The organism is Ramlibacter sp. 2FC, assembly GCF_005503345.1.
Lineage (GTDB): Bacteria > Pseudomonadota > Gammaproteobacteria > Burkholderiales > Burkholderiaceae_C > SCMQ01.
In genome coordinates this window covers 143,408-158,704 of sequence record NZ_SCMM01000002.1, presented here as the reverse complement: position 1 = coordinate 158,704, position 15,297 = coordinate 143,408, and the positions used below count along the sequence as shown (strand labels likewise).

Sequence of the window (15,297 nt, the reverse complement as noted above, 5' to 3'; positions counted from 1 at the left end):
GCGGCGCCGGCCAGCGTCACAATGCCTTCATGACCTTGCACCTGCGTCCACGCAAGCGCCTGCACCGGCGGCGCCTGATGCGCCGCGGGCTGATCTATTCGCTGGTGCTGGCGCTGGCCATCCTGGGCCTGGGCGGCCTGGGCTTCTGGCTGCTGGACCCGCAGGTGGTCACGCTGGCCGACGGCCTGTGGCTGGCCTTCACGACGGCGGCCACCGTGGGCTACGGCGACCTGGTGCCGTCCAGCCACGCCTCGCGCGTGTTCGCCGTGCTGGTGGTGCTGCTGGGGCTGGCCGTGCTTTCGCTGGTCACGGCCTCGCTGGCCGCGATCTTCGTGGAGCAGGAGGTCGAGGACGAGGAGCATCAGATCGAGCGCGACCTGATGCAGGAGCTGCAGACCCTGCGCCGCGAGGTGCAGGGCCTGCGCGAGCAGGTGCGCCAGCTGCAGCGCAGGCCCTGACCGACGGCCCCTCGGGCGCTCAGGCCAGGCGGATCGTCACCTCGATGTTGCCGCGCGTGGCGTTGGAATAGGGGCAGACCTGGTGCGCGGCGTCCACCAGCTTCTGCGCCACCTCGCGCTCCACGCCGGGCAGGCTGACCACCAGCTCGGCCGCTATGCCGAAGCCCTGCGGGATCGGGCCGATGCCGACCGAGGCCGTGATCGCGGTGTCGGCCGGCACGGCCACCTTCTGCAGGCCCGCCACATGCTTGAGCGCGCCGATGAAGCAGGCCGAGTAGCCGGCGGCGAACAGCTGCTCGGGGTTGGTCGCGCCGCCCATGCCGCCGAGTTCCTTGGGCGGCGCGAGCTTGACGTCGAGCAGGCCGTCGGAGCTGACGGCGCGGCCATCGCGGCCGCCGGTGGAGGTGGCGACGGCGGTGTAGAGAACTTTGTCGAGTCGGGTGGTCATGGTTGGTCCTTGCGTGAAATGCTTCGTCGAAGCGGGTGGGGAAAAAGGGGGATGTCAGGCGGCGAGTCGGGCGCGCAGGGCCTTGACCTGCTGGGTGAGCGCCTTCAGCTCGAGCAGGCTGCAGCCGGTGGCGGCGAACACGCAGCCGGGCACCTCGGCGGCGCGGGCCTTGAGTTCGCGGCCCGCGGTCGTGAGCGTGACGTGCACGCGACGCTCGTCGTCCACGGCGCGCAGGCGGGCGATCAGGCCGGCCGCCTCCAGGCGCTTGAGCAGCGGCGTGAGCGTGCCCGAGTCCAGGCTCAGCCGCTCGCCCAGCTCCGACACCATCAGGCCGTCGCGCTCCCACAGCACCAGCATCACCAGGTACTGCGGGTAGGTCAGGCCCAGCGGCTCGAGCAGGGGCTTGTAGAGCTTGGTCATGGCCAGCGAGGCCGAATACAGCGCGAAGCACAGCTGGTTGTCCAGCAGCAGGGCTTGTTCGGCGTTGAAGCGGGGGCGTGTCATGGGTTGAATTATTTCTGGCAATTTAATTGTGTGCAATTAAATTGCCAGATGACCTTGCTCGCTGCATGGATTGCCGCGGCCTTCGGCCTCGCAATGACGGGGCAAGCGTGCCGTCATCGCGAGGCCCGCAGGGGCGTGGCGATCCAGGCCCTCATTACGTGTGTACCCTGCGCCCCGTCTTGCGCCCCAGCCGGCCGGCCGCGCCTCCTGTCGTCAGACTGTCTTGGACGGAGCCATTGAGGTTGCTTTGAAAAATTGTCCGTATAAAAAAGACAAATATAAATAAAATCTGTCTCCATGGACAGTCAATTTCGAGCAACGGTTCGCCAGAAAATCCTCGACGCCCAGGCCGCCGCATTACCGGTGCTCACGCGTCGTGATGTCTGGTTGCCGGCTGTCAAGGGCAAGGCCACGGCCGTCATCGGCATGCGGCGCGCCGGCAAGACCAGCCTGCTGTGGCAACTGCTGGCCGACCGTCACGCCGCCGGCACCCTGCGCGAGGGCTTGCTGTACTTCAGCTTCGAGGACGAGCGCTTGGCCGGCATGCAGATGCAAGACCTCGAGCTCGTGATCGAAGAGTTCTACCGCCTGCACCCAGACTGGCGCGATGCCCGGCGAGCCAGCTTTTTCCTGGACGAAATCCAGCTCGTGCCCGGTTGGGAGCTGTTCGCCCGCCGCCTGCTGGACAGCGAGAACATCGAGCTCTTCCTCTCCGGCTCCTCGGCGCGCCTGCTCTCGCGCGAAGTCGCCACCAGCATGCGCGGCCGTGCCATGGAGGCCGTGGTCACGCCCTTCAGTTTCCGCGAGGCACTGCGCCACGCCGGCCGTGAGCCCGGCAAGCCGGCCGACCGTCTGACCAAAGCCGAGCGCTCGTACGTCGACCACGCCGTCGTTGACTATCTGGTCCACGGGGGCTTCCCCGAAGCCCAAGGGCTGGATGCGCGCAACCGCTTGGAGCTGCTGCGCACTTACGTGGACGTGGTGCTGCTGCGCGACGTGGTGGAGCGCCACAACGTCAGCCAGCCGCAGGTGCTGCGCTGGCTGGTGCAGCAACTGCTTGGCAATGCCGCGGGCGCGTTCAGCATCAACAAATTCCATGCCGACCTCAAGTCGCGCGGCGTCGCCGTCGCCAAGGAAACGCTGCACCAACTGCTCGCGCACCTGGAGGACGCCTTCCTTCTATGCAGCATCGGCATTGCTACCGACTCGGTGCGCCGCCGGCAGGTCAACCCACGCAAGGTGTACCCGGTCGATACCGGCCTGATCGCGTTGTTCGACCGCTCAGGCAAACCCAACACCGGCCACGCGCTGGAAACGGTGGTGCTGCACGAGTTGCAGCGCCGCGGCGCCGAAGTGGCCTACGTGCGCACCCCGGCCGATTTCGAGGTGGACTTCCATGCCCGCATGCCCTCCGGGCAAGAACTGCTGATCCAGGCATGTGCCGATGTCGGAGCGCCCGAAACCCTGGCGCGCGAAGTGCGCGCGCTGCAGAACGCGGCCCACGATTGGCCGCGCGCCTCCATGCACCTCGTCGCCCTCGACGCGCCCAGCAAGCTCCAGTTGCCTGACGGCGTCCGGCTGCACCGTGCGGCCGACTGGCTGCTCGATACCACGGCATGACGGCCTCTCAACCGATCCAGCCACGGCATCCGCGCTGGATCGCCACGCCCCTTGCGGGGCTCGCGATGACGGCGCACTTCCCTCGTCATTGCGAGGCCGAAGGCCGTGGCGATCCAGGCGTTCAGAGAATCTGCTCGTACAAGTCCTGCCACCGCGGGTTCATGCGTTCGATCAAGTCGGTCTTGCGCTTCCTCGATCCCGCCTTGAGCTGCTTTTCACGCAGGATGGCGCCTTCCATCGTCTCGTGGCGCTCGTACCAGACCAGGGTGTGAACGCCGTACTTGCGCGTGAAGCCCTCGACCACGTCGTTCCTGTGTTGCCAGACCCAGGCCGTGAGCTGGCTGGTCACGCCGACATAGAGCGTGCCGTTGGGTCGGCTGGCGAGGATGTAGACGCAGGGCTGCTTGGTGGCGGGGGTCATGCAGGACTGACTGTTTCTGGCGGAGGGTCCATCCGGGGCATGGATTGCCGCGTCGCTGGGCGCCTCGCAATGACGTGGTGCATCTCCGCCCGTCATCGCGAGGCCCGCAGGGCCGCGGCGATCCATGGGGGTCGCCGCGCCAGGGGGCATCTGGATTGCCGCGCGCCGTGACGCTTCGCATCCCCGTCCGTCATCGCGAGCCCCGCAGGGGCGTGGCGATCCACGTCTGCCAGTGGCTCCCCGGCGGGGCGCTCAGTACGCGTACACCCCGCGCCCCGTCTTGCGGCCCAAGCGGCCGGCGGCCACCATTTCCTTCAGCAGGGGGCAGGGGCGGTACTTGCTGTCGCCGAATTCCTTGAGGTAGACCTCCATCACCGCCAGGCACACGTCCAGGCCTATCATGTCGGCCAGGGCCAGCGGGCCGATCGGCTGGTTGCAGCCCAGCTTCATGCCGGCGTCTATGTCCTCGGGCGTGGCCAAGCCCTCGGCCAGCACGAAGAAAGCCTCGTTGATCATGGGCACCAGAATGCGGTTGACCACGAAGCCGGGCGCGTTCTTCACCGTGATCGGCGTCTTGCCCAGGGCCTGGGCCAAGGCATGCACCGCGTCGTGCGTGGCGTCGCTGGTCTGCAGGCCGCGGATGATCTCCACCAGCGCCATCATGGGCACCGGGTTGAAGAAATGCATGCCGATGAAGCGGTCGGCGCGCGCGGTGACCGCCGCCAGTTGGGTGATCGAGATCGACGAGGTGTTGGAGGCGATGATCACCTCGGGCGCCAGCAGCGCGTCCAGCTGCTTGATGATCTTGAGCTTGAGCTCGTGGTTCTCGGTGGCCGCCTCGATCACCAGTTGCGCGGCCTTGAGGTCCTCGTAGCTCGTGCTGCCCTGGATGCGCGCCAGCGCCGCGTCCTTGTCGGCGGCGCTGATCTTGTCCTTCTTGAGCAGCCGGTCCAGGCTGCCGGCCACCGCGGCCAGGCCCTTGTCCACGGCGGGTTGCGTGATGTCGACCATGACGACGTTGATGCCCGAAACCGCGCAGGCCTGCGCGATGCCGTTGCCCATGGTGCCGGCGCCGATGATGCCGACGGTGGTGATTTGCTGACTCATGCGGGAAACTCCAAGAAGAAAGCCGAAGGGGACGAATGCCACGGCGCAGGCGTGCAGTGTGGACGAACGGCCCTATGTTAGCGACTGTTCTGAGCAGCAGGACGGTACGGCCAGGGCGGCCTGTTTCGCCCGGTGTTCAGAATTTCCGGTACTTCAGCATTGCCCGGCCCGCGTAGTTCAGGAAATGCCAGGAGGCGGCCAAGCGCCCCAGTCGCTCGGTGGCCCGGTAGATTTTCCAGACTTTGCTTGCGGAACGGAGCTTGTTGCGTGAGACCGACCGCGGTAGAACCCGGTAGCGCATAAGGTCTTCATTGAGCCCGCGGGCGGTCAGGCCACGCTTGAGGATGCCCAGCCAGCAGACGAAGTCGTCGTAGTAGACGTGCGTGGCCATGCGGATTTCGCCGGTCTGACGACGGTCGATGAGCACGGTGGACGTGGCGATGGCCGTGTTGCCGAGCAATCGTCGGTAGGTCAGCCGTGGCGGCACCTGAATGAAGTGGCCGGTGCGTGCCCCATCAACATTGATGCGCCGGTAGCCGGTATAGGTGAGTGCGGCGCCATGCCGCTCTGCGAACGCGATTGATCGCTCCAGCTTATCGGGGAGCCACAGGTCGTCGCTGTCGAGAAATGCGATCCACCGGCCCCGTGCCTCGGACAGCGCGGCATTGCGGGCGCCCGCTGGGCCTGAGTTGACGGGCAGCGCGATCAATCGGATGCGAGGATCCCGTCGTGCCCAGTCGGCGATGACGGCGCGCGTGTCGTCGGGCGAGCAGTCGTCGGCGATCAACATTTCCCAGTGGGGGTAGGACTGGGCAAGCACCGATTCGATCGTGGCGGATACGTAGCTCGCTGCCCGGTAGGCCGGTGTGATGATCGATACCAGCTCGTCGTTCATTTGCGAACCGAAAAAATCACGCACAGCGCACCGACGCTGCCAAGCGCCTGCGGCGCCACGACATGACTGCAGTACACATGGTCCACCGCAGGGCCAAAGAAACCCAGGATTTCCTCGCAGGATCCAATCCGTGCCTTCGCGCCGGGAAGGTAGCCGACTTCGGCGATCACCTGTTCCTGGCTCTGGGGGCTGTATTCGACACCGACGGCCACGATGCCGCCTGGCCGGGTGATCCGTATCATCTCGCGTGCGGCCCGCGCCGGGTCCTCGCTGTAGGCCAGCACCCATCCCAGCACGACAGCGTCGAACTGGTTGTCGACGTACTTGGTTTCGTGCATGTCACCCAACTGGATCTTGGGTGAATAGGAGATCAGGTCCAGCCCGGAAATCTGTTCCCAGGAGAAGCCGTGCGCGGCCAGGTTCATCAGCTCGCCCTCGGTCCTCGGTCCCACCGACAGCACGCGCGCATCGACCGGCAAGGCTTCGATCACGGACAAAGGCCGCACCAGCAGATGGGAGCGGTTCACTGCGAGGTCACGCAGGCCCTTGAGGTTGTGGGAGATGGTGTTGTCGGCCACGGCAGCGTCCGCCGTGCCGGGCAGGCTCAGCGTTCTGAGTCGTCCCAGGACCTTGACGAACCAGAGAAAGCGTAGCGCGACGACCCCGTAACGGACCAGGTCGACCAGGAGCAGCTGGTCCAGCGTGTGGCGCAGGAGGCCCTTGTGTCTGCGGATCAGGCTGGGATTGGGCATGGGAAATCAGTAGTTGGGCAGCGCCGTCGACGCGGCATGGGATCGGTGCAGGATGCGCCACGCCATGGCCGCGCTGCACAGGTAGTGCCCCGAGGCGAGCAGGACGGCGAGCATACCGTAGATGGCCAGATCCGAATGCTGGCTCCGGTAGCCAGACAAATAAAGCATCCAGACGGCCACGCCGATCGTGAGGACCAGACCGTCCAGCACCAGAAGCCGAATTTCATGGCCGGAGATCATGAGGAAACTCGACCAGAAGTCTGAAACACGCAGCACGGCGATGCTGAAAAAAAGCGTCAGGAGCCCGGTCGAGGCCCGGTAGTCGGGAAACCACCAGTCGATGGCGTGACCTGCGGCGACCAGCCCCGGGATCGCCAGGACCAGGCCTCCTGCCAATGTGGCGATCGACAGCGCCGCGCACAGGCGGAAGGCGACGCGTGGGCCGGCCGTGGCGCAGCGGCGCGACAGCATCGGGTAGACCGATGCATTGATCATGCTCTGCACGGATTGAGCGACTGTCAGAACGATGGCGGCGAAAGCGTAGAGTGCAAATCGGTCAGGCGCCAAGGCTTCGGCGGCAGCCCAGCGATCGGCATTGACGTGAAGGAAACCGACCACCGAAACCAGGAGCAGGACAAGCGCGGTACGCCAGCGAATCTGGCCGAGACGACGCAGCGAAACCGCCACGATCCCGGCAAACGGAACGCGGGTTTCTCTGACGATCCGGCCCAGCGTGGCGTGCGACAGCGCGATCGACACCGCTGCTTCGGCCAGCAGCGCCATCACCGCCGAGCCGGTCAGGTCGGCGACCACCAGGCTGGTGACCAGAATGCTTGCGGCGCGCCAGAAGTTCTGAAAAGCGTAGCGCAAAGGCTCGCCGCGGCTGCGGCTTTCAACGGTGACGAGCAGAAACGCCTGCTGCGAAAGGCCGTGGACAATGCCCACTGTGACGGCCACTGACGGCAGTCCCGCGACCGACACGACAAAACTGCCGGAAAGCACGCCGACAGCGGCGCAAGCCAGTGCCACGAGGAGGCACTGCAGCAGCAGCACCAGGGCCGCGCGCGAGCGATGCCGCATCAGCATCACGGGCATGTCGCGCTGCAACATGGATTGCAGCCCCAGGCAGCCGAGCATGCAGAAAGTCCCGGACACGAGAAGGCCTGCGCTGTAAGTGCCGAACCCCGCGACGTCCAGGACTCTCGCCATGGCCAGGATGCGCAGCATCATCAATCCCATGGCGGTAGCCAGCAGGGGCAGATACCACAGCTGCTTCAGACGCCGCGCCGTCAGGATCTCTCGCAGCACCATCATCGGCTTGCCGGCTCAGAGCGGCAGAAGGGCGAGCTGGTCTGCTTCCCGCCTGTCATGCATGGTCCCGTAGTCGAACAGCGCAAACTGGATCTGAAGCAGCAGCCGCGGGGCGCGAACGGGGGTTTGCCCCTTGTGGATGCACAAGGTGTTCTCCGCGAAGCCGGTACCGGCCGGGCCGCAGATTTCGCGAATGGCCTCGGCCGGGTAGGCGGCCTGCACCTCGCCGTCGCTGTAGCGGCGAATCACCCACCGGTCGGCAAAGCTGCGCGCAGGCGGCCGCTGGTGCGATCCCAGCACGCAGACATGGGCACCGTCACCCGGCTCGACGTCGGTCAGGTAGAAAAAGAACTTGAAGAACCTGAAATCGTCGACATCGCGGTGGAACAGTTGGGCGTGCAGGTCGCGGTCCTCGTCCGTGGCATCGACCGGGAAGGTCCACCAGAGATTCACGCCCACGAGCGTGGGCACAGACCCGAGGTAGCGGCCGGCGATCCAGTGCAGCAGCGGGTCCCGCTCCAGCCGGGCAACCGCCGGGCAGCCCTGGGCCGCATTGAAGTACTGCGCCAACAGGATAGGCTTGCCGAGGCACTGCTCGGCCTGCTCCCGCTGCTCGAGTGCGAACCCCTTTCCGGCATCGCGGTCGGCGTAGCACGGCGTCTGACGGGCATAGCCCAAGATGGCGTCGACCATGTCGGGCGGCAGGTGCAGGCCGAAGGCCGCCCCCTCGCTGTGCAGGGCTTGCACGAAGCGCTCGCGGTCCAAGTCCCTGAAGACCGATCGGTCGATCTCCGCCTCACGGGCCTGAAGTGCCCCGGGCAGGCGCGCCGCATGCAGCGCTTGGCGCCCCGCGGCAATCGCGGTTCGGACAGCCTGAAAACGGGCGGCGCCACGCATCAGCGTGTAGCCGGGCGCTTCGGACATGCCGCGAACGAGGGTCTTGAGCAGGGGCATGGTTCGGACAGAGGTGGGGGTGCGCTTATCGGTCGCCGACAGGCATCCAGGCCCGGATGGTATCAATCGGGCGGAACATCCAGCGGCGCCGCACCGCTTGTCGTTCCCCGGCCTCGGGCAAGGCCCGATCGGCCGCGAAGGCGGTCCACTCCCGGCGGGCAATGGCGTCAAGCACCTGGTCTTCGGCCGAGTTGTCGCTTGCGAACCCGGCGTCGTCGGTCTCCAGCACGCCGGTGCGCAGCAGCCTGGTCAGGCGGCCCGGGTCGGCGCCGGCCAGGTAGTGGTAGCGGCTGCTCGACTCGGCGCGTACAAAGGCGGCGTACTGCGCGACGCGGCGCGCCATCGTGTAGCCGAAGCGCAGGGCCTTGCGGCTGATGTCCCGGCTCAGCGTGGCACGCGCTTCGGGATCGAGGTCGGCGTGCAGCCGGGCCTGCGACAGCGCCTGGGGTGAGCTTGCGTCGGTGCGGAAGCCGGCGCGCTGGTAGATCGAGGGCGCGGTGGCGATCACCTGTTTGCCGAGGACGCCGGCCTCGAAGGCCGCGCTGCCGCTGGCCAGGACGATCGCGTCCGATTGGGCGATCAGGCTCATGGTGCTGGCGGAGTCGGTGCTCGCGATCACATGGATGCCCCTGGCGCGGGCCCAGTCCGTGTAATAGCGTTCCGCCAACTGGCCGTCGGCCTTGCCGATCTTCTCGCCCCAGTTCGGATGGCAGCGCAGCACCAGGTCGGCCGGTTTCAGGCCGAAATGCGCCATCACGGCCTCGTAGGCCGCCACCGGCTCGGGCCAGTCACTCTCCCAGTCCGGGTGCCCCCACATTTCGTTGCGGCTGCCCGGCAGCAGCAGCACGCGCCGCCGCGCGTCGGCGACCGGCCAGTCGGTCGCCGACGCGCCCGTGTTGTAGGCCCGCCATTCGGTCTGGTTGCGGCCTGTGAAGCGGGCGGCGACATAGGCTGCCGCCTGGCGGGCCTGAGGTTCCGTCAGCGGGTGCTGGCTCCAGGTGCCGACGAGGGCATCCACCGCATGCAGGCCGAGGCAGTTTTCCTCCGGCAGCAGTTGCAGGCCATCGCCGAACCAGGTGCGCTCGACGCTCACGACGCGGATGCCGGCATCGCGCGCGGCCTCGAAAATGGCCCGCGTCGCGTCCATGCGGCCGTTGAACACGCAGACTGCGTCGAGCTTCTCGAGCCGGATCCAGTTGCGGGCGGCGCGGTAGGCGCGCTCGACCGAGGGGGCGAGCCGTTCGTTGAGGGCGCGAAACGCCGGGCTGGCGAAGTCCTCGTCCGACTCGAAACGCCCCAGCGTGCTGGCGCTGGACAGCGGCCACTGCGCGGCAGCCGCAGGCAGGTCGATGGCTGGCTCTTGCAACGCACCGATCGAGGATACGCCCGCAGAGGCATAGGAGCGCAGCCCGCCGGCCCGGCAGGCCAGGCACTCCTGCCAGTCCGGCCGCAGGTCGCGCAGTTCGCGCGTGTAGCAGTGCGGCAGGTCGGCGTCGCAGGTCAGGAAGAAGCAGGCGTGCCCATCCTGCCGCGCGAGCATCGAGAGGTAATGCAGGTGCTCCACATGCGGCCGCCATGCGTAGATGCTGGCAAAGCCGATGCGCAAGGGCTGGCCGGCGTTGCTCAAGTGATCAGGTCCCATGACAGCGGCGTGCCGGCCGGCACGTCCCGGTTGACCCGCTTGCCCAGCAGCGTGTCGTAGTACTTCGGCGGCAGGCCGAAGCCGGGGCGCACGATGCGCAGGCTCTGGCGCGTGAACGCGTCGCCCGCCTTCATGTCCTGGGCGACATAGAGCGAGCGCCGGAAGGCCAGCGATTTCATCTCGGCGGCTGTGGGTCCATAGTGCACTTGGCCCACAGCCTGCCAGGCCCGCTCGGTTTCCTCGCGCAGCTGTCGCAATTCATGTGGCTCCATCGAGAAGGCCGAGTCCACGCCTCCATCGGCACGGCGCAGTGTGAAGTGCTTCTCGATCACGGTCGCGCCCAGTGCCGTGGCCGCCACCGAGACACCGCAGCCCATGGTGTGGTCCGACAGGCCGACCTCGCAGCCGAACAGAGTGCGCATGTGCGGGATGGTCGCGATATGGGTGTTCTCAGGCGTGGCCGGGTAGGTGCTGGTGCACTTGAGCAGCACCAGGTCGCGGCAGCCGGCCTCGCGTGCGGCGCGCACGGTTTCGTCGATCTCGCCCGCCGTGGCCATGCCGGTCGAAATGATCATGGGTTTGCCGGTGGCGGCCACGCGGCGGATCAGCGGCAGGTCGGTGTTCTCGAACGAGGCGATCTTGTAGGCCGGCACGCCCAGCGACTCGAGGAAGTCGACAGCGCTGTCGTCGAACGGCGTGCTGAAGCAGTGCATGCCGTGCGAGGTCGCGCGCGCCATGATGGGGCCGTGCCATTCCCAGGGGGTGTGGGCCTCCTCGTATAGCTCATAAAGTTGCCGGCCGGCCCAGAGGCTCTTGGGGTCGTCGATCACGAAGCCGGGCATGCGCAGGTTCAGCGTCATGGTCTCGGCGGTGTAGGTCTGCAGCTTGATCGCGTCGGCGCCATGCGCAGCGGCCGCGTCCACGATCTCCAGAGCGCGGTCCAGCGACTGGTTGTGGTTGCCGGACATTTCGGCGATCAGGTAGGGTCTGTGGCCGGGGCCGATTTCGCGGTCGAGAATCTTCATGGGAGGACGGCGGTGGAGGTCGGCGCCGAGCCGACGGTCTTCTGATACTGCAGCGGGCCACCATGGTAGCCGCAGGCCTCGAACAGGCGCTGCGAGGCGGTGTTGCCCTGAACGACGCTGGCCTCGACGACAAAGCCGGTGCCGAGGCGGTCGCGCATCTGGTGTTCGCCAGCGGTCAGCAGGCGTGTGCCCAGACCCAGGCCCTGAAGGTCGGGATCCAGGTAAAGTGATACTTCAAGGCGGTTGGAAGCGAGACGATCGAAGCGGATGCTGCCCACCGACTGCCGTCCCACCTGGGCAACGAATAGCCAGCGGTCGTCTGCGGCCAGCACACCCTGCAGCCAGTCTCTGTGGGCGGCGAAGGCTATGGAGTCGGTGTTGCCAGATACCGCCCGCACGGCGGGATGGTTGCGCCAGGCGTGCAACTGCAGTGCGTCTTCGGCGGTCCCCGGCCGCAGGCTCAGTGAGTCACGCAGCAGGCTCAAGGCGACGCGTTCAGCACCACGACCGTCGACCAGGGTCGACGCTCGCTCGCTCAGGGCCCGACGCACGAGCGGATCGTGCAGCAGGGCAGGCAGAACCTGCGACAGCGGTGCAAGGTTCTGGTTGCCTGCATCGGTGTCGAGTCGCGCCGCACGCAGGGCGCCCAGCTGGTCCAGTGCTCGCACGACGACCGACTGGTTGGCCGCCAGGACCAGGCCGATCGTGGGCGCGCCGATGCAGCATCGTTCCCAGGTGGCTCCGCCGCCGGCGCCGATCTGCAGGTCGTGCCGCGCGAAGAACGCAGCCAGGTCCGGCGCGTCAAGCGAGAGCGTCGTGGCAGGGGAGGCGGCACAGGCCGCGCGCAACTCGGCGAGTTGCGGGTTGGCCGAGGTAGACGCCACCTCGATCGGCCCGCGAAAGCCACTCTCCCGGCAGACTTGGAGTACCCGGGCAGACGCGCCGCCGGGGTCGGTGCCACCCGTGAAAATGCCCAGGCTGCGCATCTCGGATTGGAACCGGTAGCGCGGCGCTTCGCGGTACGCAGACGACAGCAATGCAAAACGGGGCCCTGCGAGCCAGAGCGGCTCTCGCCGCAGCCTCTGTGCGTACTTCGCACGGTGGTCGGCATCCCAGTTGTGGTCGAGCAGCGCATCGGCGTCCAGCGCTCGGTCTGCGGTGTCATCGATCACCAGCACGCGGCACGCCAGGCCTTGTCGCACCGCGTCGTGCCACTGCGCGTCGAACGCATAGTGGTCCACCACGAGCCAGTCGGGTGCGGCACCGCGCAAGGCGACGACGGTCTCGTGTGCATCTCGTGTCTGGCTCACGCCGGCCCAGGCGTGATGCGGGGGTTGGTCGCGGGCCGGTTCGGTCGTGGTCCAAGGTGCGGGGGCGTCCAGCCACACGACGGGGCAGGGAGCAGCGCCCAGCAGTTGGGACGCTACACCATCGAGTCGGCGTGTGACCAAGCTGAGCTCGGCGCCTTGTTCCAGCAGGGCCTGTGCCAAAGACAGGCAGCGACGCAGGTGGCCGGTGCCCATCGCCGCCGAGGCATCGACGCGCAAAGCCACGCGTGGAACCTCGCGCATGGTCATTGGCCTCCGTTAGGCACAAAAGCCCGGCGTACCGGCACGCCTGCGGCGGCCAGCGCGGCCTTGGCGCCGGCCGGGGTCTGCTCTGTGAAATGGAAGATGCTTGCCGCCGCCACGGCCGAGGCGCCGGCCTGCGTCACGGCGTCGACCATATGCTGGTAATTGCCCGCGCCGCCCGATGCGATCACCGGGATTTGGACCGCACGCACCACCGATTCGACCAGCGCCAGGTCGTAACCCTGCATCGTGCCGTCGCGCTCGATGGAAGTGATGAGTATCTCGCCCGCGCCGCGGTCTTCGAGCTCGCGCGCCAAGGCCGTCACTTCGCGGTTGGTGGCCTCCTTGCCGGCATGGCTAAAGCACGCCCAGCCGCCACCCTCCTGCGCGCGCACGTCGATGCTGGCCACCACGCACTGCGCACCGTGGCGCTTGGCAATGTCCGTCACGAGTTCGGGGCGGGTGTAGATGGCAGTGTTGACGCTGACTTTGTCGGCGCCGGCACGCAGCAGGCGCTGCACCTGCTCGATGCGGGTGATGCCACCGCCCACGGTCAGCGGCACGAAGCAGTCTTGGCCGAACTCGTCGATGGATTCGAAGTCCGGGTCGTCTTCGGACTGATGGGCGACGATGTCGACCAGCACAAGCTCATCGACCTCGCGCTGGTTGTAGACCTTGATGGCGGGCAGAACCGGGCCGACTCGCCGCCAACTGTCAAAACCCACGCCCTTGACCAGGCCGAACTGCTTCCACAGCAATGTTGGGATGACGCGCACCTTCAGCATGACGGCCCTGAGATGAAGTTGCGCAACAGGCGAAAGCCCGCGCGCGAGCTTTTTTCGGGATGGAACTGCGTGCCCCAGACGCGGCCACGCCGCACGGCGGCCGTGACCGAGACGCCGTAATCGGCGGTCGCCAGCACATCGGAAGGGTCCTGCGGCACGAAGGCATAGCTATGTACGAAGTAAAAATCGGTGCCGTCTGGAATACCGTCAAACAGACCACCGGTCTCAGATGCGCGGGTGACGCCGTTCCAGCCCACGTGAGGCACGCGCAGCGTGCAGCCCAGAGTGCGCAGGTGCTCCACGCGACCGGGTACGAATCCGAGACCCGGCGTGCCCTGACCGTCGTCGCTGCCTTCCATGCTGGCGTCGGCCAGCAGTTGCATGCCCACGCACACGCCTAGCAGGGGCCGGCCATAGCCCAGCACTTCGTCGCGCAGGGCGGTGGGCCAGCCGCCGGCTTCGAGCAGGCGCGCGCAATCGGCGAAGTTGCCCACGCCAGGCAGGATCAGGCAGTCCACCGCGTGCAAGTCAAGCGCGCGGTTGACCAGCACCGGCGCCACTCGCAGCTCTTCGAGCGCGCGCAGCACCGAGCCCAGGTTGCCCACGCCGTAGTCGATCACACCCACACGCATGACGGTCTCATACGTTGTCGTAGTTGATCTTGGTCAGATTGCCGTCGTGGTCCTTGAGCAAGGCGCCGCTGACGTCGCGCTTGAAGATCTTCTTGTTGGTGAACTTGTCGCAGATGCGGATGAACTCTTCTTCGGCCATGTCCAGAGGGCGCAGGATGTCCTTCAAGGGCTTGCCCAGATATTCCCAGGGGAACAGGCCATCGAGCCGTCTTACGGCTTCCAGGCCGTCCTGGCGTGTCAGGCGGCCGCGGCGTATATGCAGACAGGCCAGATCGGTGGCGCGACCGAAACCAAACTTCAGGAACTTGAAGTAATCGTGGATGCCGGTCTGGTGGTTGTCCAGGTTCTCGTAATTGACCATCGAGCCCTCGACCACCTTGTCGTAGGTGTGAAAGCCGTTGGCCTGGGCGATCAGCGTGTTGGACAGGCCATCCCAGGGAATGTAGTGGCCGAGAAACAGGCCGGTCACCCCCACGCGAGCGAGCTCTTCGTCGGTGGGGTAGGTGTAGTGGATCAGGTGCTTGGCCTCGATGCCGTCCAAGCCAATCAGGTCCGACACGCGCATGCCCAGCAGCCCACCGAACTCCTCGAGCCAGCGGCGGTTGAGCACATTGTTGTCGGCAGCGGCAGCCGGGCCGCCGTATTCGTTTTGCGAGTTTTCGCCCCAGACGATCAGCGGCACGTTGAACTGCACGGCCGCGCGCACGGGGATGGTGAAGATGCCCACGTGCTCGGGCCAGGAGATGTCGCCCACCTGGGTCAGTCCCAAGCGGTTGAGCTTGGCACGCACCAGCGGGTTGGGCGAGACCTCGACATGGTCCACGCCGAGGCGCTTGAGGTTCTCGATGTTCCGGCGGCCCAGCGGCGAGAGGTCGCAGGTCGAGGAGGTGACGCACAGCGGGTTCAGGCCCAGCTGCAGCATGCGCACCACCTGGTAGGTGCTGTCCTTGCCGCCGCTGACCGGCACGATGCAATCCCAGTTGCTGCCGTCGCGGTGGCGATACTTTTCCAGCACCTGGAGCAGTTCCTGGTAGCGGGCGTCCCAGTCCACTTCGGTGCGCTTTTCATAGCTGCGACAGGCGTTGCACACGCCGTGTTCGTCCAGGTGCAGGTCCGGCTTGGTGTCCGGCATCACGCAGTGTTTGCAATAGGTCAGCATGGCGGATGATCCC

General features: G+C 66.8%; 16 protein-coding genes. 2 read left to right on the top strand and 14 right to left on the bottom strand.

Annotated features, from left to right (window positions below):
• Positions 1-29: 29 nt before the first annotated feature.
• Entirely contained in the window at positions 30-458 is a 429-nt protein-coding gene (locus FFS10_RS01960) for a potassium channel family protein (protein ID WP_137890917.1), read from the top strand.
• Positions 459-477: 19 nt separating this feature from the next.
• Here the strand turns inward: FFS10_RS01960 and FFS10_RS01955 are convergent, their stop codons facing one another.
• Together FFS10_RS01955 and FFS10_RS01950 are read right to left on the bottom strand one after the other, a co-directional pair.
• Positions 478-906: an organic hydroperoxide resistance protein gene (locus FFS10_RS01955; RefSeq protein WP_137890915.1), complete on the bottom strand. Its 429-nt coding sequence runs from the start codon at positions 904-906 to the stop codon at positions 478-480.
• Between the two features lie 54 nt (positions 907-960).
• Positions 961-1,410, bottom strand: a complete 450-nt coding sequence (locus FFS10_RS01950; RefSeq protein ID WP_137890914.1) for a MarR family winged helix-turn-helix transcriptional regulator — start codon at positions 1,408-1,410, stop codon at positions 961-963.
• A gap of 297 nt (positions 1,411-1,707) precedes the next feature.
• On the opposite strand from FFS10_RS01950, the gene FFS10_RS01945 reads away from it, so the two are divergent.
• Positions 1,708-3,030: an ATP-binding protein gene (locus FFS10_RS01945; RefSeq protein ID WP_137890912.1), complete on the top strand. Its 1,323-nt coding sequence runs from the start codon at positions 1,708-1,710 to the stop codon at positions 3,028-3,030.
• Between the two features lie 121 nt (positions 3,031-3,151).
• Here FFS10_RS01945 and FFS10_RS01940 read toward each other — a convergent pair whose 3' ends face one another.
• From FFS10_RS01940 to FFS10_RS01885, 12 genes are all read right to left on the bottom strand, one after another.
• A complete protein-coding gene (locus FFS10_RS01940) occupies positions 3,152-3,451 on the bottom strand; it encodes a GIY-YIG nuclease family protein (protein WP_137890910.1) in 300 nt (99 codons plus the stop codon).
• A 252-nt stretch (positions 3,452-3,703) separates the two neighbouring features.
• Positions 3,704-4,558, bottom strand: coding sequence for a 3-hydroxybutyryl-CoA dehydrogenase (locus FFS10_RS01935; RefSeq protein ID WP_137890908.1), 855 nt, complete (start codon positions 4,556-4,558; stop codon positions 3,704-3,706).
• A 136-nt stretch (positions 4,559-4,694) separates the two neighbouring features.
• The gene (locus tag FFS10_RS01930) at positions 4,695-5,453 is read right to left on the bottom strand and encodes a glycosyltransferase family 2 protein (protein ID WP_137890906.1); all 759 of its coding nucleotides are present in this window, start codon (positions 5,451-5,453) and stop codon (positions 4,695-4,697) included.
• Complete coding sequence (locus FFS10_RS01925; protein ID WP_137890904.1) at positions 5,450-6,205, bottom strand: class I SAM-dependent methyltransferase; 756 nt, start codon at positions 6,203-6,205, stop codon at positions 5,450-5,452. The genes FFS10_RS01930 and FFS10_RS01925 overlap by 4 nt, the downstream gene beginning before the upstream one ends.
• 6 nt (positions 6,206-6,211) lie before the next feature.
• Positions 6,212-7,519: a lipopolysaccharide biosynthesis protein gene (locus tag FFS10_RS01920; protein WP_137890902.1), complete on the bottom strand. Its 1,308-nt coding sequence runs from the start codon at positions 7,517-7,519 to the stop codon at positions 6,212-6,214.
• A 12-nt stretch (positions 7,520-7,531) separates the two neighbouring features.
• Positions 7,532-8,470, bottom strand: a complete 939-nt coding sequence (locus FFS10_RS01915; RefSeq protein WP_137890900.1) for a hypothetical protein — start codon at positions 8,468-8,470, stop codon at positions 7,532-7,534.
• 25 nt (positions 8,471-8,495) lie between these two features.
• Positions 8,496-10,097, bottom strand: a complete 1,602-nt coding sequence (locus FFS10_RS01910; protein ID WP_171015987.1) for a glycosyltransferase — start codon at positions 10,095-10,097, stop codon at positions 8,496-8,498.
• Complete coding sequence (gene pseI, locus FFS10_RS01905) at positions 10,094-11,137, bottom strand: pseudaminic acid synthase (RefSeq protein ID WP_137890896.1); 1,044 nt, start codon at positions 11,135-11,137, stop codon at positions 10,094-10,096. The genes FFS10_RS01910 and pseI overlap by 4 nt, the downstream gene beginning before the upstream one ends.
• A complete protein-coding gene (pseG, locus tag FFS10_RS01900; protein WP_137890894.1) occupies positions 11,134-12,714 on the bottom strand; it encodes a UDP-2,4-diacetamido-2,4,6-trideoxy-beta-L-altropyranose hydrolase in 1,581 nt (526 codons plus the stop codon). The genes pseI and pseG overlap by 4 nt, the downstream gene beginning before the upstream one ends.
• Entirely contained in the window at positions 12,711-13,493 is a 783-nt protein-coding gene (gene hisF / locus FFS10_RS01895; protein WP_137890892.1) for an imidazole glycerol phosphate synthase subunit HisF, read from the bottom strand. Before hisF ends, pseG begins: the two co-directional genes overlap by 4 nt.
• A complete protein-coding gene (gene hisH / locus FFS10_RS01890) occupies positions 13,487-14,125 on the bottom strand; it encodes an imidazole glycerol phosphate synthase subunit HisH (RefSeq protein WP_137890890.1) in 639 nt (212 codons plus the stop codon). The genes hisF and hisH overlap by 7 nt, the downstream gene beginning before the upstream one ends.
• A 7-nt stretch (positions 14,126-14,132) precedes the next feature.
• Positions 14,133-15,284, bottom strand: coding sequence for an N-acetyl sugar amidotransferase (locus tag FFS10_RS01885; RefSeq protein ID WP_137890887.1), 1,152 nt, complete (start codon positions 15,282-15,284; stop codon positions 14,133-14,135).
• Positions 15,285-15,297: the final 13 nt, after the last annotated feature.

Bases quoted from the DNA above. Each gene is read 5' to 3' on its own strand.
- FFS10_RS01960 (WP_137890917.1), top strand. From the start codon at position 30: ATGACCTTGCACCTGCGTCCACGCAAGCGCCTGCACCGGCGGCGCCTG.
- FFS10_RS01955 (WP_137890915.1), bottom strand. From the start codon at position 906: ATGACCACCCGACTCGACAAAGTTCTCTACACCGCCGTCGCCACCTCC.
- FFS10_RS01950 (WP_137890914.1), bottom strand. From the start codon at position 1,410: ATGACACGCCCCCGCTTCAACGCCGAACAAGCCCTGCTGCTGGACAAC.
- FFS10_RS01945 (WP_137890912.1), top strand. From the start codon at position 1,708: ATGGACAGTCAATTTCGAGCAACGGTTCGCCAGAAAATCCTCGACGCC.
- FFS10_RS01940 (WP_137890910.1), bottom strand. From the start codon at position 3,451: ATGACCCCCGCCACCAAGCAGCCCTGCGTCTACATCCTCGCCAGCCGA.
- FFS10_RS01935 (WP_137890908.1), bottom strand. From the start codon at position 4,558: ATGAGTCAGCAAATCACCACCGTCGGCATCATCGGCGCCGGCACCATG.
- FFS10_RS01930 (WP_137890906.1), bottom strand. From the start codon at position 5,453: ATGAACGACGAGCTGGTATCGATCATCACACCGGCCTACCGGGCAGCG.
- FFS10_RS01925 (WP_137890904.1), bottom strand. From the start codon at position 6,205: ATGCCCAATCCCAGCCTGATCCGCAGACACAAGGGCCTCCTGCGCCAC.
- FFS10_RS01920 (WP_137890902.1), bottom strand. From the start codon at position 7,519: ATGATGGTGCTGCGAGAGATCCTGACGGCGCGGCGTCTGAAGCAGCTG.
- FFS10_RS01915 (WP_137890900.1), bottom strand. From the start codon at position 8,470: ATGCCCCTGCTCAAGACCCTCGTTCGCGGCATGTCCGAAGCGCCCGGC.
- pseI (WP_137890896.1), bottom strand. From the start codon at position 11,137: ATGAAGATTCTCGACCGCGAAATCGGCCCCGGCCACAGACCCTACCTG.
- pseG (WP_137890894.1), bottom strand. From the start codon at position 12,714: ATGACCATGCGCGAGGTTCCACGCGTGGCTTTGCGCGTCGATGCCTCG.
- hisF (WP_137890892.1), bottom strand. From the start codon at position 13,493: ATGCTGAAGGTGCGCGTCATCCCAACATTGCTGTGGAAGCAGTTCGGC.
- hisH (WP_137890890.1), bottom strand. From the start codon at position 14,125: ATGCGTGTGGGTGTGATCGACTACGGCGTGGGCAACCTGGGCTCGGTG.
- FFS10_RS01885 (WP_137890887.1), bottom strand. From the start codon at position 15,284: ATGCTGACCTATTGCAAACACTGCGTGATGCCGGACACCAAGCCGGAC.